Origin of the sequence: Legionella resiliens, from assembly GCF_021344005.1 — a bacterium.
GTDB classification, from domain to species: domain Bacteria; phylum Pseudomonadota; class Gammaproteobacteria; order Legionellales; family Legionellaceae; genus Legionella; species Legionella resiliens.
On sequence record NZ_JAJTND010000004.1, the window covers coordinates 659917 to 683173 of the forward strand.

The following is a 23257-nucleotide window of genomic DNA, read 5'->3' on the forward strand; positions in this document are numbered from 1 at the left end:
CAGCAACCGCATTGAACTAAAAATTCAAAACTGCTGCTTTGTTTTTTTTATTTGATCATAAAATAGAAAATTGGTTTATAATTGCGCATCTGCCGTCTAAAGCGCGCAAACCTTGTTAATTTTTTGTTAATTTTTCTAATTTAGAATGTCGCAACAACTGAGCGTGCTGAACTACTGTTATGAAAATTTATAGTAAAATTGATTACTTAGGATTTCAGGAGGTTTATACTCATGGAGATGTGCTCCCAAAGGATATAGAAAAACCAGAGAAAGAACCATTTATCATCCTAACATTACCCGCAGACACCTCGAATATTTCTTATCTAATCCAGAATTTTCCCCTGTTTAAAAAATTGGGATACTGTGAAGTCCGAGATCAGACACAAATTTTAACAATTACCAGCAAAAGAAAAGTTGGGATTGTTATCAATGCACTTCTTTCAAGTCCTGACTACAATCACAGTCAAAATGGTGCTTTACTCGAGCGTTTAGGGTTGTTACAACAAGAATTGGCTAAAACAACCAAAATTTACAATCCACCTCATAAAAGTAAAGAGCGCGCCCAATATCATTCTGCTCCTATTGAAATTATAAGAGAAACGGATGCACCAAAACCGTCCCATAGCGCTGAGAAAGTAAAAAAAGTGGATAAACTCCCTATAGAAATTCTAAAAACGGAAGAGTCTGGAAGAAGAATTACTGAAATTGAAGCCTTCAATGGCATGTGTTATCGCCTTTTATTAAATGACCGTACACCTAGAGTTAGAAGTGTCCATGACAATCAAGGTAATCGAGTGGGGGTTATTTCTAGGGAAATCGATAATTTTCAATCCTTACATGATTACTATTTAAAGCAAAAGAAGCTAATGGGTAACTTGCGTTCTCCCCGGCAGATAGACCTGGTTAAATCAGGTATTGGTAGAATATTAGGTGCTGCCTATACTGAGGAAGAGAACGATCTGCATGGGGGTAATATTGGCTATGATCCAATCAATCTAATATCCTACAAAATTGATCATGATCAAGCAACCTGGCCAATCACCTCAAAATACAAAAACATAAATCCTAATAAACCGCTTTACAAGGGTAACGAACGAGCCTATGGCATAAAACCTAGGGATGCTTTTCCTATAACTCAAAGAGATATTACAAACTTCCCGCATTTACGCGATGCAAAACCGCGTAATTTTCCTGATGAAACTGACAGCGGCATTTTAGACCTGGGAGGGATTGAAGATAATCCTGATTTTATCAAAGATGTTTTTTCGGTTTTTCTTAAAAGAGCCTTATTCAATGAGAAAATTTATCGAGCCATTGCAAATGAAACGATTGGAAATCCCAAATTGCGAGAAGAATTGGTAGCTCACAAAACACGACGTAGTGAACTACTAAAAGCAGAACTTATAAAGAATAAAAAATTTTTAAAATTTCTTATCGAAAATCCTGATTTAAAAAAACAAATCATTGATGAGTTTCGAGAATATAATGCTAACTATAGGGAAAATAGTCCTTTGCGTCTTGATCTTGAAGATTTAGGAAATAAATTTGATATTCTTGTTGAGCAAACATCAGAGCAAATAAATGTGCCAGAAAGTGTAGAACTATTTAAAAGATATTATATCCCGGATCAAGATGTAAATGCATATGAGTATAAAACAGCTCTTAGAGATTCATCGCTACGAAAAGAAGAAACAAAAAGTCATCTCAAATCGGGGCTTCATGTTAATGAGGCTGAAGCTGAATTTATTTTTAATAAACTCAAGAGAATATGGTTAAGTGATCCTATAAATTCTCCAGAGAATATTATTGAAAGGAATGCAGAAAAAACTCTTGCGAATATTTTAGCAGATATCATTAGACTCGATGGTAAAATTGGAATTTTCGGTGGTGAAACACGTAGACTAGATAATGACCATGAAATTACCATATCCAGGGGTGCTGCAGCCATTTTTGATCTGTATCAAAAACATCAAAATGGTGAACTTCCTACAGCGGTTGAAACCTTAGAGGTGATTATTGGACAAGCAGCCATTGCAAATGCTTATCAAGGCCATACCTGGTTTAATCGCCGTCAGCCTGAAACATCGGATTTTTATAATAAGATTGTTGCTATTCAGCATAGAAGGCTTACTGAAGATGTAAGTCATAAAATAAAAACAGAAGACCAACTCTACGGGGTCTGTTTCTAAAGCATTCATGGATCTTACTTTTACCTTTTGCTAAGATGAGGCGAATTTTCAATAAAGTTTGGATACTATGTTGGAAGACGCTATCCCTGAAGAAATTCAAGATATGATATATTCTTTCTTCAAGGAAAGAGAGCTTTTCATCACAAGTCAGGTATCTAAACGTTCTTTAACAATTTCAAGGCGCCGGCTTTTGGAAGAGTCTTATTCTTTGATTCAAAACTTAATAAAATTATCTTTGGAAAGCACTTCTTTATCGAGCTTATTAATCAATCTGCATGGCGCCTATAATGAATCATGCAAATTTGAAAAAATGTTCATCGCATTCAAAATTAAATTTAAAGAATTATCAGATGATAATTTATTCAATATAAGGAAAGGTATTATTGACATTTCTCTCCGTTATATCAAAAAAAAAATGCAAAACCAGTCTGTTGAATATGATAAAGAAACTCAAAAGCTTATGACCCAATACGATGCCTCAATAAATAAGGCGAGTATGAGTAATGAATCACGTTCCACCATGTATGAAATCGTTTACGCTAAAATGGAAGAGCAAACAAACCGATATAACGATTTTTTACAAAGGGAGTTGGCACTCTGGCAGACTCGCCTTGAAGAAATCAATTCGAAGCATAAAGTAATTTTGTGTGTTTTATGACGTATATCCTGCTTTTTGTAGCTCTAATCCAATGCAATAAAATCGGAGGGTTCTCTATCAATAAACTGTTTTATCAATTGCTCCCAAAAAGGTCGATATAAAGCATTAAATAAAGGATGTGAATCATCAATGGGAAAACAGGGACCATGATTCACTTCCAGTAACCAAAGCTTAGCATTCGCCTCAACCATAAAATCAATACCAAAACAGGCAATCCGAGGCTGACTGTCTTGCCAAATGGTTGCAAATTGATTTTTCAAGGTCTTTATTACGAGCTGGCAGATAGAAATAATATTTGATTTATAGGGTTGGAAGATTGCCATCTCATCACTTAATCGTTGAATGACATTGAATCGTTCATCACTGAGATGTTCATTAGTAAGATGCGCTTCCAGCTGGCTGAAATTATCTTCTTGATAAGGTTTTAGGGCAATATTTAAATAGCCGCTGGGAAAGAGTGCTGATCCTGCATGGGTAGATACAACTAATAATTGTCGAATGGAAAATTTATGACCGGATACGGGCCCTTGAATGAGTAACGGTTTAACGATATAACGCTGCAGAACTTGGGGGCCTCCCATACGCTGATGTGAGAGAAAATGTGCCTCAACATCATTTAAATCATGAAATATATGAATATGTTGACCGTTATTTAACATGGAGGGTTTTAATATCCAAGGGCTATTGGCAGATTGTGAACTATCAATTTTAGCTAATACAGAAGGCCAAATCTGATCATCAATATAAAGGGTCTCAGGCATCAAATATTCGAGTTGATTTGCTTGTAGAAAAGCTGCCAGCAGATGTTTGTACTCCAAGGTTTCGCTAACCATAGATGGAAACTGAAGCCAGGATTCATTGACGGACGCCAGCGCTGAAAATCTGCTTGGCTTCCATCCACCAGCTTTCAAAAACCGTGCTAGATTAGCATGCGTTGGTGACGTTTCTGTTACTAAATGAAATTTTCTCATAATTTTTCGTCAATTCTGACATTTCATAACAAGTATAGTCTTGATTCAATGAAGTTTTGCTGCAAGGTTTAGGGAAACTGTATCGTTTAAGAAACAAGGATCATTTTTAAAAGAGTTATTTTATTCCAATTTGTTATACGGCATATATATTCTATTTGAACCCTATCTGCGATTTTTTTAGTCTTTTCTGGTGCATTTCGCTCTAATATTGTGAAATAAAATATTAAATTAGTTCTATATAGGAAAAGTTTATCATAAAGTTTCCAGCAGATTCTTTGAAGAAAAGAAAAATCATAACTTCGAATTTAATACGTAAATTCGATCCATAGCGCTTTCTTCGATAAAATGAGGCGTCATTCGAATTAGGTAATCCCTTATTGCTTGCAATATTTTTGATTGTATATGACACATTTTCCCTATCTCCCATGATTTAGTTACTATATATCGTACTTTTTTAATGCGAGTTGCATTATATGCAGATAAAGCATGTTCATTTAAACCATGTTTTTTTAGAGATAATGTTAAAGTCAGTGCATCTTCTATAGCTTGTGCGGCTCCTTGTCCTAAATTAGGTGTCATCGCATGAGCAGCATCTCCAAGTAAACAAATTCTATTATAATTCCACTGTTTTATTCGTTTTAATTCAGATATATCGGTTTGAATAATTTGCTCAGGCTGCATGTTTTGGAACAATTCAACCTCGGAAGTCAAATACTTCTCAGCAAAAGTTAATAACATCTGATATCTCTCATCATTAGGTATAAAACACGATTGTTTTGCATCAAAAGTGAGATACCAATACATTTCTTTCTCACTAATCAATGAATATCCCAATCGATGGCCAGGTGCCCAAATCTCATGCGCCTCATGCCTCCCCTTAGTAATTCCAGATAAATTAATTACTCCTCTAAAACTACTTGTTCCTGAATACCTTATCGGAGTGTTTCCGAACACTAAATTTCTTATGGTTGAGTGGATTCCATCAGCACCAATAAGAATCTTTGCAGTAATCTTTTCTCCGTTTTCAAGAATGACGGACACATTGGAATCGTGGTGTTTTAGGTTTTTAATATGTGAATTAAATTGTATTGACTGAAAGCCTGTTTTCTCGACTAAGAAATTTAATAATCGAGCACGATGCAGGGCCAGTAGTGTAAATTTATATTTATCTAAATAATTATTTAAATTTGTTTCTCTGAGTTTACCCGAAAAAGCAGAAATTAAATTAATCTGATTAATGCAATAACCTAGAGGAAAAAGATCCTTGAGTATTTCTATTTGCTCATAAACTTGTAATGCATTCGGAGGGAGCCAGATACCTGCTCCTATAGCACCAGGCTCCGAATTACGTTCCAAAACTGTTGTTAAAAAGCCAGCTTGCTTGCAGGCTATTGCACAAGTTAATCCCCCAATTCCAGCTCCAATAATCAAAATGTCTACATTTTTTGAAGGCATAAAAAATATCCTGGCGTTTTAAGTTCTCACATTAAGGCTTTAGTCTCTAAATAACAGCATTTCTGATCCAAGGCAAGAATGGTTATTTCATGAACAATTATCGCCTATACTTAACATAGTGTAACCAGCAAAGAGGTAAAAATGCTTGGGCGCAATGATTCAAATGGTGTCACTGTTACGAGGCAAGTGAAGAAATTGATTCCAGATGCCTCATATAAGAGTTCAGATTTTTTTGACAAATGTGAGGAAGAACCAAATTTCAAAGTAGAACAAGAACAGATCACGATTCAAGCATCGGAGACTCCACCTCCAACGGTCAAGGTGGAGGATTTAAATATTCCAGAAACTTTATTAAATGATTTGTCTGCTGATGAGATAGTAACTATTTCGAATCAACTCATAAGTTTCGCTTACGATCCCTTGAAAGTCGCACATCATCTTAAAGATTTAGACGATGAGTTGGGGAAATCAATGCAAGAACGTCAAATTTTACCCTCACAAGAACACATTCTTCCTGATTCTTTGATTGCAGGAAGAGGAAACTACATACCAGGTCCTCCGCCATCTACCTATAAACCTTTAAAAAAGGGAGGGATTCTGGATACGTTATTATTAAAACGCGAGAATTTGCGTGATGTAAATAAAAATGGTTTTATTGTTAAATTTATTGGTTTTGTCAGTAGTATGATCGCTGACCGGGTAGTCTCAAGTGGTCAACTTTTTAATGAAAACAAGCAAGTTAATCGTGTTCTTTTACATGGATCTTATTCACATCGATTACTGCTGGAAGCATTTGCACAGGCTATAGAAAAAGGTGAGATTGATTTAAAGCTTAAATCAGGAAAAAAACTTGACTTTGTTCAATTATTAAGTGTTTTGGTTTCTGTAAAAACAAAAAACTTCCAAAGTCTCTGGGAAATGGCGGTAGATTCTATAGAGGATTCTGAACGCTCTTCCAATGATCCATTGGATTCAAAGCAATTTAGTTTTAGTTGTCGATCTCCTTTTGTTTTAAATTCTCTATTGCTGTGCTTTGGTAAGGAGCTTGAATTACCTAATCTTCAAACGTATTTACTGGACAGTCATTATAAAGCGGCATATGAAATGGTTTTACGTTCCAAGGAAAAAATGGCAAAAAGGGAAAGATTGGATAATTATTCACAACTTGATATTCCGAATGAAAGAATATATGAACGTTGTATGGAATATTTTTCTACAATGACTGAAAGTTATGGAGAAGTAGGAGGAATCACCCCTTTTACCATAGATGAATTAGATATGCTGTCCGATAGTCGTTATATGTCATCATTCTGGGGACCCAGCGTGCGGATGAAAATATCATCATCACAACAACAAACCGGGAATTACACCAGCTGGGCGAGTTTTTTTCAGAGTAAAAGCCCGATAGAGGAACATGTTTCAAGTAAATCTAAAAAACACGAAAGTCCTAAATCAGAGAAAGAGGATGATGACGAACAATTCAAAAAGAGAAAAATAAATCCACAATAAAAGCCGACTTTCATGATAACTATGCAATATCCCATGAATACCTCTCAGGCATAAAACCTGGAACGATACATTCTACTGCTCTGAATTTTAAATTCGCGAGTAAATACATTTTTTATCTACACACGAGCAAAAATTAAAAGCTTATTGGCGGTTAGTCTGAGGCTGGAGAAAAGGAGCTCACTCACCGATTAATGAGAAATATATGTGCTAATATTAGAGCGAATGCACTCTAAAGGGAGTTATAAATGACTAATATGGAATTAAAGAGTTTAAGTACTCCTGATGAACTTCGTCAATTACCCAAAACAAAAATTGAAGTTGTAAATTTTGAAGAAGTTACCGTCATGCGGGTAACTTTTCAGCCAGGATGGAAATGGTCTGAATGTATCAAACCAACTGTTGGAACGAAAAGCTGCGAAGCTCCCCATATTAATTACATCATCTCTGGACGAATCGTTGTAGCAATGGATAATGGCACCCAAAAAGAAATGGGTCCTGGCGATGTGGCCGTTATTCCGCCTGGGCATGATGCATGGGTAATTGGGCATGAGCCATGTGTTGCGATTGACTTCAGTGCGGGAAAAATGTACGGAAAATCTTAAAATTCAGCAATCGAACCCAAGCTAAAAGGATTGAGTTTTTTATTGCAAGGAGTATCAAAATGAATACACGAATTGATTTTAATAAATTTCCTGGTGCGATTCAGGCGATATTGGGTCTCGAAAAGTATGTGAATAGCAGTGACTTAGAAAAACCTCTTCTTGAACTGGTTAAATTGCGTGCTTCACAAATTAATGGATGTGCTTATTGTGTCGACATGCATACCACTGATGCAAAAAAAGAAGGGGAATCAGATCGTCGCCTCCATGCTGTAGTTGTATGGAGAGAAACTCCTTTTTTTACTCCTCGTGAACGAGCAGCATTGGCTTGGACTGAAGCCGTGACTTTATTATCAGAGACACATGCTCCTGATGATATTTATAATGAAGTCCTAACATGCTTCAGTGAAAAGGAACTCATTGATCTTACTATGGCAATTATCACCATTAATAGTTGGAACCGTATGGCGGTCAGCTTTCGCAAATCTCCAAGCTAAAAAATTGCAAAAGGTAAAGCCTGGGCCAATATGACACATTCATGCTCCCTTTATCGACGACCTCCCGTGCTGAAAATGGAGCAACTTATACTATTTATCTACTTGTATTGAAATATACTTTGGTAGATTAAGAAAAATAATTGAAAAGAAAACTATACTAACCAAATGGATTCATATGAAAAACTTCTGTAATGACTACTGGCAAATTAATCATCCTGAATGGATCATCAAGTTGTGGTAAAACAAGTACCTGTCGCGTATTGCAAGATATGCTTGAGGAGCAATTTATTTTATTAGGCTTAGATGTCTATTCTCAATCCACACCACCAAAACAAAATAACATGATGACAATTGAGCCTAATTACTTTTCTGCGAAAAAATACATGAAAGAAGGTCTAGAATATTATGAGATAGCAACCGGGCCATTATTAGATAGGGTGATCGTTACTTCTTATCGCTCAATTGCGGTCTATCTGGAGGCTGGAATTAATGTGGTGTCAGATCAATTATTTTGGACCCCGCAATGGTTTCGCGCTGCATTAGAGGCATTTATCCCCTATCATGTCTTTTTCGTGGGCGTTTTTGTTTCAGATGCTGAAGGCGAGCGTCGTGAATTGCAACGTAGCCAGGGTGCTGGATCTCATGATATTGTGGGTAATGGCCGGCCTGGTGGATGGAATCGTACAAGTGCCATGGTGACTCACAAGGATATGCTTTATGATTTCTCAATAGATAACACTGCTCTGTCTATTCAGGATACGGCACAACAGATCAAATCTGCATATGAATCAACTCCTAATCCTATGGCTTGGAAAACGCTTTTTCAAATGTTTATATCGGATAAAAGTAGCTAGAAACATGGCCGAAAATAACTTCTTTGTTCAATTGTTACGATTCTTATTCTTAAGGTAATTAAATAAAAAAATCACAAAGAAATAAATAAATAGTGGTTTAATAAAAAAATTAAATATGACGATTAATTGTAAAAACAAACTGGTTGAACTCCATAATATTTGCACCAGTTTTAAAGTATCCAGCGGTTGATAGGGCTTAATATATAAAAACAGCGTTACATGCTTAATAATAAAAAAGCCAAGTATGGTGCAAAAAGAAGCAATGACATGCCTTACCGAATATAGAGCATCAAATCCTGAGGTTTTTTCACTCTTTCTTCCTTTATTCAAAATCATTTATCTCCTTTATTCTGAGGTAAGATGTAAATATTTTGGGGCAATTTCATAAGGTAGATGCAGCACGTTCCACAGGTACTTAATCACCAAAGACTGGCCTCTTTTAAATCAAAAACTTATAGAGTTTATAACCTAGAAGAATCGCAGAATTTAATATAAAAAATAAAATAAGCGTATAAATAATTATAAAAAAAAGGGCGCTTATTAAAAGAAATCCATCTCTTTCAATTAATCCTGTGGCAATTGCAATAATGGCAAAAGAAAAAACAAGGTGTACATAAGGAATGGGAAGTATTAAAAAAATGCTTAAAAGGAAGAGAAAAGCAATAAAAAAATATTTTATTGGATTTGAGCTTAGAAATATCCACCTTCTTTTAATGTATTTTTCAAGGAACTGCACATAAGGAATTACTTTTATTATTCCTTCATTAATATCATCGGGTATTTTTTTATTTTTAAGTTTTTGAGGAAGCCATAATTTATTGTGTCGAACCAGAAGTTGAAGCGTTATTAAAGCTATAGAAATGCCAAATATTAAAGAAAAACCTGGAATAAATGCTAAAGGAGTTGCAGGAGGAATCGCTAATAAAATGATCAAAAAGAAATGATCTTTTTCTTGAAATTTATTTAATGTTTTGCCAAGAGTATGGTCTTTTTCTTTTTCCTCTTTAGTTAATTTTTTCAATCGATTGGATATTTTCATTTCAGGCTCAACGCATGCTTTTTACTATCAAATAACTGTCTAATCCAATTTTCTTAGATTACGGCAGTTATTTGATAATTTGCAATGGGTTTATAAGGGGGGAGCAACCTGTTCCCTCTCTTCTTTTTTACAACACATTCCATAGCAAGCACTAATACAGCTCGATAAAGCACCAAGAAAGAATAAAATAAAAAGAATCCAACCGCTCCAAGCTAAATGTTTCGGGTTGGCATTCATTATTTTACCTGCAAGGGCATTTTGTTGAGGGGTTAGTGATACATTGACATCTGCTGCAGACATTTGGGTAGAGGCAAGGGCAGGGGCCAAATTTTCTTCATGAAACGAAACATAATGAGTCATTGGGATGATTAACAGCGCGCTCAAGATTAAAGCCAAACTCCAAGTAATAAACCCATAAAGTACCCCAGCATGACAATAACAATTATAGAAGCGAGCTAAATAACCCGCAACAAATCCTGCAGCGCCCATTGAAACAATCACTCCAATTAATAAACCTAAAACGCCGCCGATAGCTACAGCAGTAGCGCCATTAGAACCTGAGGAATAGGCGCTTAAACCAATTGCCATGCTAAAAATATTAAGTAAAAAGCCAAGTCCCACCCCAACAAATGCACCAGCAATAATAGCTGGCCAATGAAGATGAGTCATAGTGGTTTTGTAACATCTTTGATTGTCCGTAATCATAGGTGTATCCTTAATTTAAATGTGAGAAACTAACCAAATTAATACTAATATACTGACTGGAACACCTAGCAACCATGCAATAATATATCCCATTTTACTCTCCAAAAAGTATTCTCAGTTAATTTTTTTATTTTCCTTAAAATTTATAGAATAAAAAATCACTACGTGTTTGTCTACCTATTAAAATTGGTTTATGGATTCCTACCAGATCATATCCCTCCTAGTGAACTGCATGGCTTTTTTGATGCGAGGTTTTTGCATGTTTTTTATGAGATAAACCTTTATTTTTAGTTGCTAAGGTATGAGGTTTTTTTGTTTTACTTACTTCCCCAGTAAGTCTTGTTATTGTTCTTTCTGTTTCATTCGGAAGGTTAAACCAGACAGAAAATAGCTGGCTCATGTAATTCATATAATTAAGGTTATTTCTTAACAATACGTTCATCTGTTTTTCCATGAGCTCGTAAGGGGTACGAATTTCACCAAATTCTTGGGGATGAATATAAGCAAAATCGAGAAACATTTTTTTACTTAATTCCATAGTTAGGGGTATGGCGGATGATAAATGACTGTTCATATCTTCCATGTCTATCTCCTTATAAAAACTGTTTAATTAATTATCATAGAAGAAAAAAAACTGAAGTCAAAAAATGAAGTAAATCGAGTTACAGGGGGATTTCACGTCCACTATTAGAGCAGAACAAGGTTGTTTGTGGACCTTGAGTCTAAAAGATCTAAGGGTAAATCCTAGTGCTTATAATTAGAAACATTGATCTAATAATACTAGATAAATAATGTTTATCAGCTAATTTTAAATAAAGGTCAAGGAGAAAAAAAATGAAAAAGATAATGATAATAATAGGATTATGCCTTTTAGGGTCATCTTTCGTATATGCTGAGCAGACGATTCGCATTACCGTAACTACCAATGATCAAAATGCTGCAGGAATAGGATATCTGGTGAATGGTAAAAAAATAGGCGGACCGGGAAAATCTTATACGGGAAAAGGTCCTAAAAATGGTAAGTATTTGTTTGGCTATAGAATAAAATCTGCTCAGGGAAGGGATGTTTCTTGTGGCTCTCATAAATTAACAAGAGATAGCTATGTGATTTTACTCGCAAAAAAAAATAAGTGTCGAAGCATAGTAAGGCGCTGATACACAATAACTAAAAAAGTTAATTAGAATTATCCAAATGGTGGCCTTTGGATTTATTTGCCCATATCATATATAAGATAATAAGTTTGTTGCTTGATAGGCACTAAAAATCTTTATTACGGTATTCATAACAATTTCTGTCTATCTGAAATAGCGGTATATTTCACTATTAGTTCAGGAGAGGTGATTTTTATGGGATCAATTTATTGTTTCTTCTTACACCATTCTATTCTGATGCCGGCTCTTCGTAATAAGGCCAGAGTAGGTTTTTAGATACTGATATCAATTCCCCCAGTAAGACCATATTTGCTTTTTACTTGTGTGCCATAGTAGCTTTGTAGTAGTGGAACGTTCACACCAAGATAACAGGAGATAACGTGCATGTTGACCCTTAAGCCGGGTAATAAAAAAATACTATGCCCCCCGCTGTTCTGATCAGTCAGACCGGCGATATTATCTTTTGCAATATATTCACCATTGAGCTCCATGATGCCATCGATGTGCAATTTAGTCTGTTCATCTTGATAAAGTTCTAAAACGGTTGCAAAATTATAGTCAAATACCGATCCTAGCGTTGTTTCCTGAGCTCCCTCGGTACTTTGGGTATAAATTAAATTCGAACTTAATGAAAACCTTTTAAATTGTTTGGAAATAATAATTCCTGCAAATGGGATCCAGGCACCACTTCCAGGCTGATCTGATGCGGAAAATAAAATGCCATTGTTATCTCTTACGGTGGTTTTACCTGTGGGAGCATTAATTCCCGAGAGCAACCCCAGTGAAACGGGATGCTTGTTTTCTTCAACCAATCGCCAGAGCGAAAAGAAATTAGCATCGCCTAATCCATAGTCATTTCCTAAATTAATCACGCTGCCAACCTGTGTTTCCTCATCAAAGTTCGCAGCGCTGATGGAAGCGTTAAACACATAAGGAAGGCTTCCGCCAATGGTTAGATTGCTCCCAAAGCCATAAAATATAGAAAGGTAATTAGTCAATGCGGACTTTTGGTTTTCGGCTAAAGGATGTTCCAGCAGCACCTGATCAGAAAGGAGGGCATTGGGATAGTATTCTGTCCGTAGACTTATACCTATTTCGCCTTTAGCCATGGTATCGGCGGTTGATGTAGTTATTGGGCTGCCCAGTCCAACGGAGTAATTGATTGATTTTTGAGGAAAAGTAGCTGCATAAAGATTTAAAAAAAAGCAGCAGTACAAACAGATTATCCGTTTTAGAATTATTTTCATTTCGTGAGTTTTTTAAATTTCATTGTAACTTAGATGTTGGTAATGCCCAATAGGTTACTCCATATGTTAAAAATAACTTCAGTTTCCATTAGATCTAATTGATCGAAAACAGTCGGAATCTCTCCAATGGAAAAAAGATTAGGTCATTGGTGATTATGCTCTCGATCCACTATTATTTAAGAGATTGTGATATTTGCCCATTAAAAAATCAAAAAATTCAAATCACTTTATAAAATGGATTATTTTTAATGATAAGGAGATAATCATGAATCCTAGATCAATTAACAAGTTAATTGAACGAGCAAAAAAAGACCCTAAATTTTTCCATTCCCTGGTAGTTGATCCAGAAAAAGTATTAAGTTCTCTTGATTATTTAGATAGAAAAAGTCGTGCGCACATTGAAACTACAAATGAAGAAGAGTTCTTCTCTCGCATACTTGACCAGGAATATGTTAGTTCATATGGAGTTAGCTGTGATAATGCTCGTGGTGGCGGTGCTCGTCGTGGTTTTACACGCGTTAAAAAAGCAAAAGGAGCAGTGTGTCTGAAAGGAGATTGTAATTATACTTGTGCGTATAGTTGTGGTGGATCTTGTGGCGGAACTTGCAGTACAACGTGTGCTTTATTTACAATAATTCATATTTAAATCTACGGCCTTACAAAGAGTTGTGTGGCATCCAAGAATTGAATTTAATACGACCAATACGGTAATCTACTTGTCTTTTTGTGCTATAATTTTCATGACGCATTAATTTTTGAGTTTTTTGCTATGCCATCACACTTTGAAATTATAGAAAATTACTTAAAAGAGAGAACACTATATAAAACCCCCCAACAATTATCTCAGGTAATGCCAACAATCTATGCATCAGCACTGGCAGATAAAAAGGCTGCAGAATTACTTCTTAAAGAACCCAATCGATTTATGCAAAATTTAAAACAGCATATCAAGCCTGAGCAATTACGTTTATTTTTACTTAAATATCCCGATTTAGAAGCATCCTTCCAAAAAATGGCTGGGTTAAGTGAAGATGAGATGAATCTTTTGAGGAAGCTCAATAAAGCGGAGCAGCCTAAAGTCGATGGCGCTCCTCCAGTAGTTCGTTCAGAAATGAATAGAACAAAACTTGCTGTTCAACATAATGAGCGCATAAAGTTTATTCATGGGCAGCCGCATATTAACTATCAAAATAATGACTATCCTGTTGCTACGAGGGACCTGCGTAATTTTAATCAAAGAGTATTCTCCGCAGGAACGAGTTCCAGTCGAGAAATTCTTATGCTTGTTCCAGATTCTAAAGCGTTAAAAGATCTCTATTCTGAATTACGACAAGCGATTAAACAAGGCGCTACGACTAAGGAAATTTTAGAAGAAATTTCTAAATTAACTCAAAAAGCGTTTCCTATATCTCAAGACGCTCGTTTAAGTGAATTTATAGCGGAACAACTAAAAAAAGGAAGTCCTTTTATCTCATTAGATTCATTCATGCAAGCCGGTATTGGATTATGTCGTCACCATTCTTTATTAAATGCTTATTTGATGAGTAGATTAGTTGAAGATGGTATTCTGCAAGGGCAAGTGATCCATCAACGGCATTCTTTCCCAAATAGAGGAGTCCACACATGGAATCTATTTCGCGATACCAAAGATGGAAAGTTATATTCGTTGGATTCATTATGGAAAAACGTTACCTCACTAGCAGACAATCCTGGTGATTTAAATAAGCTATATCGTCTTGATGTTGAATCGGGTATTCAAGCAGCATTTGGGAAATTTCAATTACCTAGTAAACAAAAAGCTGAGGCGCCAAATCATTCCCCTCCCAAGCCCATTCCAGCAGTAAACCATGCTCTCCTGGAGATCCTACTCGAAACCCCTCAATATTTAAAAATTAAAAATGATTTACCTTATGATAATTTTAAACCACCTGAAGATGATCTGGAACAGCTTATAAAACATGATTCTGTAGATAAACTTTTTGATAAACCAAAACAAAATCCAGTGAATGAAGAAATCATGCTTATCAAAATAAAACCAGAGAATGAATTAGAGAAAATTGATGACTCTGAAGAATACAACAATGCTAAGTCATTCAAAATCTAAACTGTTAAATTAATAACAATTAGTTTGATCCAAATAAAATCATACTAGATTTCCTAATAAAAAGGGTTGCTATACTATTTTGATAACTTTTCTAAAGGAATTTATTTTTAACTCAAGATGAAATGGTGAACACTATCACTATTGCGACCCGAATGCGGGATGGTGCTTTAAACGTGTTCTAAAAAATCTGCCTTTAGATACTTCTCTTAAATTAGTTGCACCTTCAGGTTCCTTTACATTACATAATAATACGTCTATCCCTGCGGTGTATGTTACTGGTGGCATAGGGATTACTCCTGCACGAAGTATCATTATGCAAGCAACTCATGATCAATTACCTCATCAGATTTTTTTTTCTATTCCAACCATACTCCCGAAGAAGCTGCTTTTCTTGATGAATTGAAGTCCCTTGAAGGTGAAAATCCAAACTATCGCTTTATCCCAACCATGACAAAAATAGCTCATTCAAGTAAAAAATGGATGGTGAAAGAGGGCATATCGATAAGACCATGCTTAAAAAATACATTAATGATTTATCCAAGCCTATTTATTATATATCTGGTCCAGCAACTATGGTTGCTACGATGCGAAGTAGGTTAAATGGGGCAGGTGTTAATGATGACAACATTCGTACAGAAGAATTTTCAGGATATTAATGTCGATTAGGGCATTCATATTCTCTTAATATACGGTCAATTACTTAGCAAATTTTCAGTTTTAACTTATTGAAAATTAAGTGATTAATAATTTATCTTTTGATTTTTTTTATGATATAGTTGCTAATTTTTGCAGCGCGAGAACAATAATAATGCCTTCAAATCAATTAGCTCTATTATGCCAACACATTGAAAAGCAAAAGACCGATCATTTTGGTAAGTTTTATATGTATGTCAGCTTGTTAAATACTCTGACAGTACGAGATAAAACGTTTACTGAAGGTTTGCCTAAATATTCTGGCTCTTTCTGGCAAAAAAATCATCTGAATATTGGAGGAGAACTACCTGTTGAGTTTGCTGGACAACTCAACTTATATGCTCGTGAGTTTAGTAATTTACAACCTAACTGGACAAAAACAATTCATAATATTGTTATGGCATATCTTCGCAAAGGAAAAATCACTGATCTAATCTATATTATCGATCAAATGCTAAATCATCTAACAGCAATGCACGGTCCGCAAACCCATAATGGCCAAATTTATAAGGACATTCAGTTTGGTAAAAAAAAGGCCGGTTTAAATCAATTTATTGAACACGTTTCGGCCTTTAATCAGCAATTATTGTCTGTTGCCGACAATGGGTGTAATACTGGATTATCCGTACTGGCGGCTGCCACAGGAGCAGTATTGGTTTTAACTTCAGTTTTTTCTATTGTACCGCTTATCATTGGCTTACCGCTCGTTATCGGGGGGGCTGTGGGTACCTATTATTTCGCGACTCAAGCAATGGCACAAGTAGAACTGTTGCAAACACAAGTAAAACAAATATCTGAAAAAATGAAGGCATTTCCCAAAGACACTAGCTTCTTTGGCGATAGCAATTATGTTTCTTTTTTTGCCTCTGTAGTTAAGCCCTTGCCTTATGTAATCGCTACAGTTGGGGAACAACTCATGATGGATGCAGCTCAACAGAAAGAAGTAGAAGCGTACCGTAACAGTTTGGATGATGCATTTAGCTCTTACTCTATGTAATTGTTTCCGTCTCCTACCTTGTCGCAATATTTGGAAAAACTTGGTTGCAAAAAGCAACCAAGTTATCACGGTTAGTTAATAAGATAATTGAGCTTTGGTTAGCTGCTCATTTTCTTGATTATCCTCAACGTCCTTGCTTCTGAAAAAAGTATTGCGTACAAAGCTATAACCGGACCGAGTGATTTTGCTTCCTAAGAAGCTAGCGCATACTGAAGTACCTAGGGCAATTGACGTTTCGAGGAGACTGATTGGGTTGGTTAATAAATTGATACCTACGACAGCTCCTGTAGTGATGTAATTCGATTTATCTTTACTATAACCACCATAAGCATGGAGCACATATCCTGCTAAAGGTGTTGCAATGGCTATATATGCCGAAGAACCCAGTGCCATAAGTAAAAGAGCCCGAATGCCTTGGTTAATCCAATAAATCTGATCGGGTTGATAGCGTAAATCCTTCAAATAGTCTGTTGCTCCCTCATTAACTAACGTGATTAACATGGAGATCAAAAGACCTTGTTGCGCTGCATCGGTGATTAATTGGATTAATTCTGGAGGAAAGAGATCCGATAAATTCAAGGAATGGACAAGGTCACTGATAGGCGTTGAAGTGTTCAGTTCAACCGGAGGAGTTGTATGTTCTGAATTAAGAGGAGCGATTAAATTAGTACTGGAGAATGCTTGCTGATTGGTCATGAAGCATTGATCTGGAGTACAGTAAGGTGTAGGGCTCGTTGGAGTATTAAAAATACTATAAAGCCATCCAGATTCTGATTTTTTATCCTTTTTTTTCTTTTTATTATCCCCCATTGTTTCTCCTTAAAAATTGTAAATAGAGTACAGAAAGTTAAATCTTCGAAGCGATACCTTTCCTTTTTTTGCGACTCAACTATAAATGCTAAATACTGATTCACCAAGATTAAACTAATAAAATTCGCTATCTTTCATTAGGCTGGGCTAAATTTTGCGAATTATTTTTCTTATGTAAAAGCAGGGGATTACACATGTTTACATGTATTTTATTGTTTGAATTGGGTATGATAGCTCTATTAATAAAATAAATAATGAGTCAATGATGAAAAAATTAGTTGTTATTATGGCATTACTTTCACTGAATGCATTTGCTGTTGATCCTGTAAATCCAAATTTATATGCAAATAATAATTGCGAAAGCATACACGATCCTGCAGAGAAAAAAGATTGCTTTAATATTGAAAAGAAAAATGAAGCGGAAGAAAATTTTAGAAATTTCCAAGAAAATAATCCTGACCCCTATCAAGAAGAGTTCTAAATAAAAAGAGAAATACTAAATAGGGGTAGTGCATTAAATTGAACGATTTACTACATGATTTTCTAAGCTCTATTTAGAGCACTGCACTACTTGCTACTTATGTTTCTCCAATCAATTAAAATCAATGCTTAAAATTTCCATTTGGCATGCATAACAGACTCTGATTTGTCTAAAATCAGACAAAATTTAGAAAATTACTAACTAAAATTCTTCATTCTATCAAGACAATATATAAATATTTTCTCAAAAAAACCTGTAAAAAGACCATTTTATAGGCTATATGTATATATGGTGATCATTTTGTATATGCTTTAAGGAGAGACATAATGAAAGTGATAATTGCATCTTCGGCATTATTTATGTCCTTGAGTTTGGTTGGTTGTAATACGCTGAATCAAGCCAGTCAATACAGCAATGCAACAGTAGGTGCTGGTGTAAAATATGGTGCTAACGTGGTAGGTACAGGTGTGGGTTATGTAGTCGATACTGGCGCAACTGTAGGACATGGGATTGGTAAGGTAGTTGATACTGGAGTGGGGGTTGTGACAGGCCATCCAGTTTCTTATCACAAAGTAAAAAAACATCAATAAACATATTGTTTAGCATAATGGCCATATATAAAAAAGGTCATATGTTATGAGTTAATCCTAAGTGGCTCTTCATTAAATTGATTTAAGAAGAGCCTATAATCGAATAATTTACTTAGAAAACATAAGAGAAGCTTGTCCTTGCAATTTCCTAAAGCATTTGTGCCTTAATTTGAGCAATAATATACTGGATAAAAGGGTCTTAAATCCTAAATGAATACCTTTATATGATTAGATGCGCTTATCCCAAGCAACTTATAAGAAGAATGATAAGAAGAATAATTTTTTAACATAGGGTATCAGTTGTTTAGACAGATAGCAAAATCATGTTAAGACTGAGCTATCTGGAGAATTAAAGTACTACTCTAGCTGTTGGATCAGCAGGGGTTATAAGGGCCCGCAAATCGAATTTTGGGGTTCATCTTTTAATGTTGTTTCTGGTTTCTTAGCTCCTTGAGCATAAATACTATATGGATTAGGCCACGTAAGTGCTTTTGTATTGAAACTTGATTTGCCCGCTGAATTTCCAAGTTTCAAGCCATCTAAGTATTGTTTAAACACAGGGTAATTTGCTTCATATTGCGTATCTATTATCGGAAATACGATATGCTGAAAATGTTTGGCTCGTTTTTCTATTTCATCACGGTAGATTCTGGCAACAATATCCGGCTTATTTTTAAAACTTCCACATCCCCAGGCTCCCAGGATTGCATCAGTTTTCCCTTTAAGTATTAATGTATCTAGCTGAGCGCCTATACGACGTCTTAAGTCACTGGTGTATTGATTTAAGAAATCTTTATTCTCTAAGTTAATTTCTTTACCAACAAGCTCAGGAGCGGCTGCTCTGAGTTCATAAAAGGGGAATATTCTATCTTTTGGGAGAAAGGTATAGCTCAATATACTGTCAGCAGTAAATTGTTTTTTTGAGGTGAATTCATCTGAATTTGTTGGTACTAAAATCTCCGGTCCTCTAAAGCAAATTTGGGGTTGCTCACTCATAAAAACTTTGAAGGCTTCAGGAACTTTTATTCCCCGTAGTAAACCTAATGATTCCAATTCCTCAGGACTCATTTTCTCCTGCCCGTTCAATAGCCTTCTGGTATTTTCATCATAAAGAAAACATTTTTGTACCTCATCATAATACACACCTTTTGACAATAATGAGCGGGCACAAGATGAGCGATGCCACATATTTTCTTCCTGGGCGCTTCCTCCTTCGAGAGCAGCCCCTCCAGGAAATAAGGAATTGGCCATATTAAGAACAGGGTATACTTTTCCATGCTTTTTAGTCACTTCCAACGCGGTGTCTCCAAAATCCCTGGGAACCACTTCAACTTTTTGGGGCGGTGCGGTTTTTTCTTTTTGCCATGACTTTAAATTATCAAATGCATGGGATTGCAATTCATGATACATCTTAGGATCTGTAATGTGGTTTAATGTTTCTCCCATGCTTTTATGACGCCAACGATCGCCGGAAAAAGTACCCCATAAAAAACCAGGTTTATGTGAGAGATGAACGTCCTTGATTTTCGAAAAATGGTAGGGTCTAGCGTGACGTAATTCTCTTAATGCTCTCATAGATAACTCCCTTAGTATTTAGTCTCATTCAGACATTTACGAGACAGATCCTGTGATTTTGATATAAATTCATCAACAATGATCCATATTTTGCATTATTGTTCTTTTTATACCAGTGTCGTTATCTCATATATTGATCTATCTGGTCAATAAAAATCTTTGATTGAATTGGGAACAGCAAGAAAATAAGGAAATAGTGTTCTTTGTGCTTAAAAATGTTTTGCAAAAGTAACGTTATCGAATATTTTCTTTATATTCAATAACGTTACTTACTATGTTTGAAAGTTACATCTAAATTTTCTTGAATAGATCACCATGTATAATACCATCCAGGGCGATAGGGATAATTTTTATATTTATAATATTTATATGGATAATACTTGTGGTGCTTATATTTATATTTTTTATGGTGATGATATCCGGCAGGATAGTAATACCAATGATGATTTTTATAATACTTATGATACTTATGATGTTTATGATGTCCATGATGGTAAGCATAGTCATTATATGCCAAAGCAAACGGGCTTACGCTCATGAATAATACTATTAAGAGCACCTTGAATATCTTAATCATAAAAACTCCTTTTTTATGTCTCGTGAGTATATTTTAGCTTTAATTTGCATGAAATGGAAAAAAATTAAACAATTATTTGAAATTCACTCTGTTGTTTCTTGCGAAAAGCGCTTCTAAAATCAGGACATAACGGATGTTCATGGAAAATTTTTATAAAATAAAATTTGGACTAAAATATAAGAAATAATTAGATGATTCCTGGGGGGGCCCGAGGTAACGTCAGTTTTTTGATGAGAAACCTCTACTAATTTTCGCTTACGTACCGCGCTTTATTTGTTCACCTACGTACCGCGCTTTATGCGCGGTATCCAGGGGATATAGAAATGTTCCGCGGCATCTTAACATATAGTTATGGATACCGCGCATAAAGCGCGGTAGGTAGAGCAATTTAAGTGGTAGAAATTTAAAATGAAAAACTGCTATCCCTCAGGGGGCTTTATTTTAAAATATTCTTAAGAATGATGATTTATCTATGCTCATAGGGTCCGGGAGTGTAAATTAATAGAACATAATTCCGGAGAATTAAGTAAGAGATGAAGTTCCAATTTTCTTAAAGGAAAATTATTTTGGAAAAAGAGTGTTCCTATTTTCAGCTTATTCTAGTGATGTTATTTTCCATTTTTTGCGTAAATGGATGGTCTTCTTCTCAGAGACTACCGCTTTTGAGCGATTTTATGCGAATTAAGACAGTCAGTGAACCTGATATGTCACGAGATGGAAAATGGGTAGTTTATACAGTAGAAGAAAATGTTAGCAAAATAGATGCAGTAAGCAATATTTGGGTAGTATCCTACGATGGTAAAATATCAAAGCAACTAACGAATGATAAAAAAAATAGCAGTTCTTTACCCAAATGGAGTCCTGATGGCCAATGGATTGCTTTTTTATTAGAGAATGATGAAGCGAGCAGCCTTCAATTATTTAACAGACAAAGCGGACAAATTATACAATTAACAAATCGCCTGTATGATGTGAGTGATTTTGCTTGGTCTCCTGATTCCCAAAGTATTGCTTTTATCGCCAGTGAATCAAAGGAAAAAGATACCAACAATGCCCCCATAGTCATCACAAGATATCTTTTTAAAAAAGATACAGAGGGTTATCTTGGCGAAAAAAGAGCGCATCTTTATCGCGTAGCGCTCCAAAACAAACAAATTGAGTTATTGACTCCAGGTCTTTATGATGAATGGGCCCCAGCCTGGTCTCCTAATGGAAATTACATTGCTTTTATTTCTAAACGAGGAACTAAACCGGATAGGAGTTACAATTCAGATGTGTATGTAATAAGCAACAAACCTGGAAGTAAAGCGATACAATTGACCCGTTTTCCAGGAGGTGCAATGGATCCTGATTGGGAATCCACTCCCGCATGGAACCCTAATAGCTCTCAAATAGCTTTTTTAAGCTTTAATAATAAGTCACCTATCTATGCTCCCACGCAATTAGCGGTTGTTGGATTGGCCAGTCATAAGGAGCAGATTATTGCCCCTATAGATCGCTGGTTTACCAAACCTCAATGGTCTGAAGATGGTAAAAAAATATATGCGCTGATTGAGACAAGCAGAACTACTCATCTTAGTGAAATTGATGTCGCTACCGGTGCTGTCAGAGAATTAACTAAAGGTGAGCAAGTTGATAGTGAATTTTCAATAGGGCAACAACATATAGTAATTGTTTCCTCTGATGATCAACATCCACCAGAACTGTTTGCAGTAGAAAATACGTTAAGACCATTAACCCACCATAATCAAAAACTTTTAGATGAAGTACTATTTCGTCCCTTGGAAAACATTGAATTTAAAAGTTCTGATGGAACCTTAATCGAAGGTTTATTGCTCAAGCCTGCATATTATAAACCTGGAAAACAATATCCCGCATTTTTAAATTTACATGGAGGGCCTGTTTACCAATTCGGCCATGAGTTCAATTTTGACTGGCAGTGGCTCGCTGCTCAAGGATATACCATTATAGCTCCTAATCCGCGGGGAAGCTCTGGAAAAGGATTTAATTTTTCCAATGCCATTAAAGCTGACTGGGGAAACCTAGATGTCAAAGATGTCCTTGCTTCTGTGGATTATGCAATTAAGAAAGGTATCGTCGATCCCAATAAATTGGCTGTAGGAGGCTGGAGTTATGGAGGCATGCTTACTAATTACGTTATTGCAAGTACTCCACGTTTTAAAGCGGCGATTAGCGGAGCTGGAACCGGTAGTATTTTGGGAAACTATGGTCAGGATCAATATACTTTAGATTATGAGTCTGAATTAGGAAAACCTTGGTTAAATACTCAAATTTACCTAAAGCTTAGTTACCCTTTAATGAAGGCAAATAAGATTAAAACACCTACTTTGTTTATGTGTGCCAGTTTGGATTTTAACATGCCATGTGTTGGTTCCGAACAATTATATCAGGCCTTAAAATCACTGAATATACCGACACAATTGATCATTTATCCCGAGCAATACCACACGCTTGATAGACCGGATTTTCAAATAGACCGTTTGCAACGATTTAAAGATTGGATGGATTTATATCTTAAAAAGACTAATTAATAA

General features: G+C 35.6%; 25 protein-coding genes. 15 read left to right on the plus strand and 10 right to left on the minus strand.

Translation table 11 applies throughout. From position 1 onward, the window contains the following. The first annotated feature begins 179 nt into the window (after window positions 1-179). Together LXO92_RS08360 and LXO92_RS08365 are read left to right on the plus strand one after the other, a co-directional pair. Window positions 180-2189 carry a hypothetical protein gene (locus tag LXO92_RS08360; RefSeq protein ID WP_182352201.1) on the plus strand — a complete coding sequence of 670 codons (2010 nt, stop codon included), beginning with the start codon at window positions 180-182 and terminating at the stop codon, window positions 2187-2189. A 67-nt stretch (window positions 2190-2256) separates the two neighbouring features. After that, window positions 2257-2847 (plus strand): hypothetical protein, encoded by a 591-nt coding sequence (locus tag LXO92_RS08365; protein WP_182352202.1) that lies wholly within the window; start codon window positions 2257-2259, stop codon window positions 2845-2847. Window positions 2848-2870: 23 nt separating this feature from the next. Here the strand turns inward: LXO92_RS08365 and LXO92_RS08370 are convergent, their stop codons facing one another. Then, window positions 2871-3818, minus strand: a complete 948-nt coding sequence (locus LXO92_RS08370) for an ATP-grasp domain-containing protein (protein ID WP_182352203.1) — start codon at window positions 3816-3818, stop codon at window positions 2871-2873. A 291-nt stretch (window positions 3819-4109) separates the two neighbouring features. Further along, the gene (locus tag LXO92_RS08375) at window positions 4110-5273 is read right to left on the minus strand and encodes an FAD-dependent monooxygenase (protein WP_232890769.1); all 1164 of its coding nucleotides are present in this window, start codon (window positions 5271-5273) and stop codon (window positions 4110-4112) included. A gap of 141 nt (window positions 5274-5414) precedes the next feature. Here LXO92_RS08375 and LXO92_RS08380 point away from each other — a divergent pair, with 141 nt between their 5' ends. From LXO92_RS08380 to LXO92_RS08395, 4 genes are all read left to right on the plus strand, one after another. Next, complete coding sequence (locus LXO92_RS08380) at window positions 5415-6782, plus strand: hypothetical protein (RefSeq protein WP_182352205.1); 1368 nt, start codon at window positions 5415-5417, stop codon at window positions 6780-6782. A 245-nt stretch (window positions 6783-7027) separates the two neighbouring features. Next, window positions 7028-7384 (plus strand): cupin domain-containing protein, encoded by a 357-nt coding sequence (locus tag LXO92_RS08385; RefSeq protein WP_182352206.1) that lies wholly within the window; start codon window positions 7028-7030, stop codon window positions 7382-7384. 59 nt (window positions 7385-7443) lie between these two features. Continuing rightward, window positions 7444-7878: a carboxymuconolactone decarboxylase family protein gene (locus tag LXO92_RS08390; RefSeq protein ID WP_182352207.1), complete on the plus strand. Its 435-nt coding sequence runs from the start codon at window positions 7444-7446 to the stop codon at window positions 7876-7878. A 191-nt stretch (window positions 7879-8069) separates the two neighbouring features. Continuing rightward, window positions 8070-8732 (plus strand): phosphotransferase-like protein, encoded by a 663-nt coding sequence (locus LXO92_RS08395; protein WP_182352208.1) that lies wholly within the window; start codon window positions 8070-8072, stop codon window positions 8730-8732. A 27-nt stretch (window positions 8733-8759) separates the two neighbouring features. Here the strand turns inward: LXO92_RS08395 and LXO92_RS08400 are convergent, their stop codons facing one another. The 4 genes from LXO92_RS08400 to LXO92_RS08415 all read right to left on the minus strand — a co-directional run bounded on the left by LXO92_RS08400 (window position 8760) and on the right by LXO92_RS08415 (window position 11059). Continuing rightward, entirely contained in the window at window positions 8760-9068 is a 309-nt protein-coding gene (locus LXO92_RS08400) for a hypothetical protein (protein WP_232890770.1), read from the minus strand. 103 nt (window positions 9069-9171) lie between these two features. Continuing rightward, entirely contained in the window at window positions 9172-9753 is a 582-nt protein-coding gene (locus tag LXO92_RS08405; RefSeq protein WP_232890771.1) for an exopolysaccharide biosynthesis protein, read from the minus strand. 108 nt (window positions 9754-9861) lie between these two features. Next, complete coding sequence (locus LXO92_RS08410) at window positions 9862-10476, minus strand: hypothetical protein (protein ID WP_182352211.1); 615 nt, start codon at window positions 10474-10476, stop codon at window positions 9862-9864. Window positions 10477-10696: 220 nt separating this feature from the next. Next, the gene (locus LXO92_RS08415) at window positions 10697-11059 is read right to left on the minus strand and encodes a hypothetical protein (RefSeq protein ID WP_232890772.1); all 363 of its coding nucleotides are present in this window, start codon (window positions 11057-11059) and stop codon (window positions 10697-10699) included. A gap of 251 nt (window positions 11060-11310) precedes the next feature. Between LXO92_RS08415 and LXO92_RS08420 the strand changes: the two genes are divergently transcribed. Beyond that, on the plus strand, window positions 11311-11631 hold the full coding sequence (locus LXO92_RS08420; RefSeq protein ID WP_182352213.1) for a hypothetical protein: 321 nt from the start codon (window positions 11311-11313) through the stop codon (window positions 11629-11631). A 269-nt stretch (window positions 11632-11900) separates the two neighbouring features. Here the strand turns inward: LXO92_RS08420 and LXO92_RS08425 are convergent, their stop codons facing one another. After that, window positions 11901-12875: a hypothetical protein gene (locus LXO92_RS08425; protein WP_232890773.1), complete on the minus strand. Its 975-nt coding sequence runs from the start codon at window positions 12873-12875 to the stop codon at window positions 11901-11903. Window positions 12876-13140: 265 nt separating this feature from the next. On the opposite strand from LXO92_RS08425, the gene LXO92_RS08430 reads away from it, so the two are divergent. Both LXO92_RS08430 and LXO92_RS08435 read left to right on the plus strand, forming a co-directional pair. Next, window positions 13141-13521: a hypothetical protein gene (locus LXO92_RS08430; protein ID WP_182352215.1), complete on the plus strand. Its 381-nt coding sequence runs from the start codon at window positions 13141-13143 to the stop codon at window positions 13519-13521. A gap of 123 nt (window positions 13522-13644) precedes the next feature. After that, the gene (locus tag LXO92_RS08435; protein ID WP_182352216.1) at window positions 13645-14979 is read left to right on the plus strand and encodes a hypothetical protein; all 1335 of its coding nucleotides are present in this window, start codon (window positions 13645-13647) and stop codon (window positions 14977-14979) included. A 138-nt stretch (window positions 14980-15117) separates the two neighbouring features. Here the strand turns inward: LXO92_RS08435 and LXO92_RS08440 are convergent, their stop codons facing one another. Continuing rightward, window positions 15118-15264 (minus strand): hypothetical protein, encoded by a 147-nt coding sequence (locus LXO92_RS08440; RefSeq protein ID WP_232890774.1) that lies wholly within the window; start codon window positions 15262-15264, stop codon window positions 15118-15120. A 191-nt stretch (window positions 15265-15455) separates the two neighbouring features. Between LXO92_RS08440 and LXO92_RS08445 the strand changes: the two genes are divergently transcribed. Next, window positions 15456-15635 (plus strand): ferredoxin reductase domain-containing protein, encoded by a 180-nt coding sequence (locus LXO92_RS08445; RefSeq protein ID WP_232890775.1) that lies wholly within the window; start codon window positions 15456-15458, stop codon window positions 15633-15635. Window positions 15636-15787: 152 nt separating this feature from the next. Next, window positions 15788-16669, plus strand: coding sequence for a hypothetical protein (locus tag LXO92_RS08450; protein ID WP_182352217.1), 882 nt, complete (start codon window positions 15788-15790; stop codon window positions 16667-16669). 75 nt (window positions 16670-16744) lie between these two features. Here the strand turns inward: LXO92_RS08450 and LXO92_RS08455 are convergent, their stop codons facing one another. Beyond that, a complete protein-coding gene (locus LXO92_RS08455) occupies window positions 16745-17479 on the minus strand; it encodes a hypothetical protein (RefSeq protein ID WP_232890776.1) in 735 nt (244 codons plus the stop codon). A gap of 265 nt (window positions 17480-17744) precedes the next feature. Between LXO92_RS08455 and LXO92_RS08460 the strand changes: the two genes are divergently transcribed. Continuing rightward, the gene (locus LXO92_RS08460; protein ID WP_182352782.1) at window positions 17745-17960 is read left to right on the plus strand and encodes a hypothetical protein; all 216 of its coding nucleotides are present in this window, start codon (window positions 17745-17747) and stop codon (window positions 17958-17960) included. A gap of 326 nt (window positions 17961-18286) precedes the next feature. Further along, on the plus strand, window positions 18287-18550 hold the full coding sequence (locus tag LXO92_RS08465) for a hypothetical protein (protein ID WP_182352219.1): 264 nt from the start codon (window positions 18287-18289) through the stop codon (window positions 18548-18550). A 384-nt stretch (window positions 18551-18934) separates the two neighbouring features. Here LXO92_RS08465 and LXO92_RS08470 read toward each other — a convergent pair whose 3' ends face one another. Beyond that, the gene (locus LXO92_RS08470; protein ID WP_232890778.1) at window positions 18935-20125 is read right to left on the minus strand and encodes a poly(ADP-ribose) glycohydrolase domain-containing protein; all 1191 of its coding nucleotides are present in this window, start codon (window positions 20123-20125) and stop codon (window positions 18935-18937) included. A 315-nt stretch (window positions 20126-20440) separates the two neighbouring features. On the opposite strand from LXO92_RS08470, the gene LXO92_RS08475 reads away from it, so the two are divergent. Both LXO92_RS08475 and LXO92_RS08480 read left to right on the plus strand, forming a co-directional pair. Further along, window positions 20441-20665: a hypothetical protein gene (locus tag LXO92_RS08475; RefSeq protein ID WP_182352221.1), complete on the plus strand. Its 225-nt coding sequence runs from the start codon at window positions 20441-20443 to the stop codon at window positions 20663-20665. A 711-nt stretch (window positions 20666-21376) separates the two neighbouring features. Further along, window positions 21377-23254: a S9 family peptidase gene (locus LXO92_RS08480; protein WP_232890779.1), complete on the plus strand. Its 1878-nt coding sequence runs from the start codon at window positions 21377-21379 to the stop codon at window positions 23252-23254. Window positions 23255-23257 lie beyond the last annotated feature (3 nt).

Excerpts from the sequence above, each read along its gene's own strand:
- LXO92_RS08360 (WP_182352201.1), top strand. The coding sequence starts at position 180 with ATGAAAATTTATAGTAAAATTGATTACTTAGGATTTCAGGAGGTTTAT.
- LXO92_RS08480 (WP_232890779.1), top strand. The coding sequence starts at position 21,377 with ATGCGAATTAAGACAGTCAGTGAACCTGATATGTCACGAGATGGAAAA.
- LXO92_RS08430 (WP_182352215.1), top strand. The coding sequence starts at position 13,141 with ATGAATCCTAGATCAATTAACAAGTTAATTGAACGAGCAAAAAAAGAC.
- LXO92_RS08470 (WP_232890778.1), bottom strand. The coding sequence starts at position 20,125 with ATGAGAGCATTAAGAGAATTACGTCACGCTAGACCCTACCATTTTTCG.
- LXO92_RS08435 (WP_182352216.1), top strand. The coding sequence starts at position 13,645 with ATGCCATCACACTTTGAAATTATAGAAAATTACTTAAAAGAGAGAACA.
- LXO92_RS08390 (WP_182352207.1), top strand. The coding sequence starts at position 7,444 with ATGAATACACGAATTGATTTTAATAAATTTCCTGGTGCGATTCAGGCG.
- LXO92_RS08380 (WP_182352205.1), top strand. The coding sequence starts at position 5,415 with ATGCTTGGGCGCAATGATTCAAATGGTGTCACTGTTACGAGGCAAGTG.
- LXO92_RS08400 (WP_232890770.1), bottom strand. The coding sequence starts at position 9,068 with ATGATTTTGAATAAAGGAAGAAAGAGTGAAAAAACCTCAGGATTTGAT.
- LXO92_RS08415 (WP_232890772.1), bottom strand. The coding sequence starts at position 11,059 with ATGGAAGATATGAACAGTCATTTATCATCCGCCATACCCCTAACTATG.
- LXO92_RS08460 (WP_182352782.1), top strand. The coding sequence starts at position 17,745 with ATGAAAAAATTAGTTGTTATTATGGCATTACTTTCACTGAATGCATTT.
- LXO92_RS08425 (WP_232890773.1), bottom strand. The coding sequence starts at position 12,875 with ATGAAAATAATTCTAAAACGGATAATCTGTTTGTACTGCTGCTTTTTT.
- LXO92_RS08410 (WP_182352211.1), bottom strand. The coding sequence starts at position 10,476 with ATGATTACGGACAATCAAAGATGTTACAAAACCACTATGACTCATCTT.
- LXO92_RS08395 (WP_182352208.1), top strand. The coding sequence starts at position 8,070 with ATGACTACTGGCAAATTAATCATCCTGAATGGATCATCAAGTTGTGGT.
- LXO92_RS08450 (WP_182352217.1), top strand. The coding sequence starts at position 15,788 with ATGCCTTCAAATCAATTAGCTCTATTATGCCAACACATTGAAAAGCAA.
- LXO92_RS08370 (WP_182352203.1), bottom strand. The coding sequence starts at position 3,818 with ATGAGAAAATTTCATTTAGTAACAGAAACGTCACCAACGCATGCTAAT.
- LXO92_RS08455 (WP_232890776.1), bottom strand. The coding sequence starts at position 17,479 with ATGGGGGATAATAAAAAGAAAAAAAAGGATAAAAAATCAGAATCTGGA.
- LXO92_RS08440 (WP_232890774.1), bottom strand. The coding sequence starts at position 15,264 with ATGCCACCAGTAACATACACCGCAGGGATAGACGTATTATTATGTAAT.
- LXO92_RS08465 (WP_182352219.1), top strand. The coding sequence starts at position 18,287 with ATGAAAGTGATAATTGCATCTTCGGCATTATTTATGTCCTTGAGTTTG.
- LXO92_RS08385 (WP_182352206.1), top strand. The coding sequence starts at position 7,028 with ATGACTAATATGGAATTAAAGAGTTTAAGTACTCCTGATGAACTTCGT.
- LXO92_RS08445 (WP_232890775.1), top strand. The coding sequence starts at position 15,456 with ATGGATGGTGAAAGAGGGCATATCGATAAGACCATGCTTAAAAAATAC.
- LXO92_RS08375 (WP_232890769.1), bottom strand. The coding sequence starts at position 5,273 with ATGCCTTCAAAAAATGTAGACATTTTGATTATTGGAGCTGGAATTGGG.
- LXO92_RS08365 (WP_182352202.1), top strand. The coding sequence starts at position 2,257 with ATGTTGGAAGACGCTATCCCTGAAGAAATTCAAGATATGATATATTCT.
- LXO92_RS08475 (WP_182352221.1), top strand. The coding sequence starts at position 20,441 with ATGTATAATACCATCCAGGGCGATAGGGATAATTTTTATATTTATAAT.
- LXO92_RS08420 (WP_182352213.1), top strand. The coding sequence starts at position 11,311 with ATGAAAAAGATAATGATAATAATAGGATTATGCCTTTTAGGGTCATCT.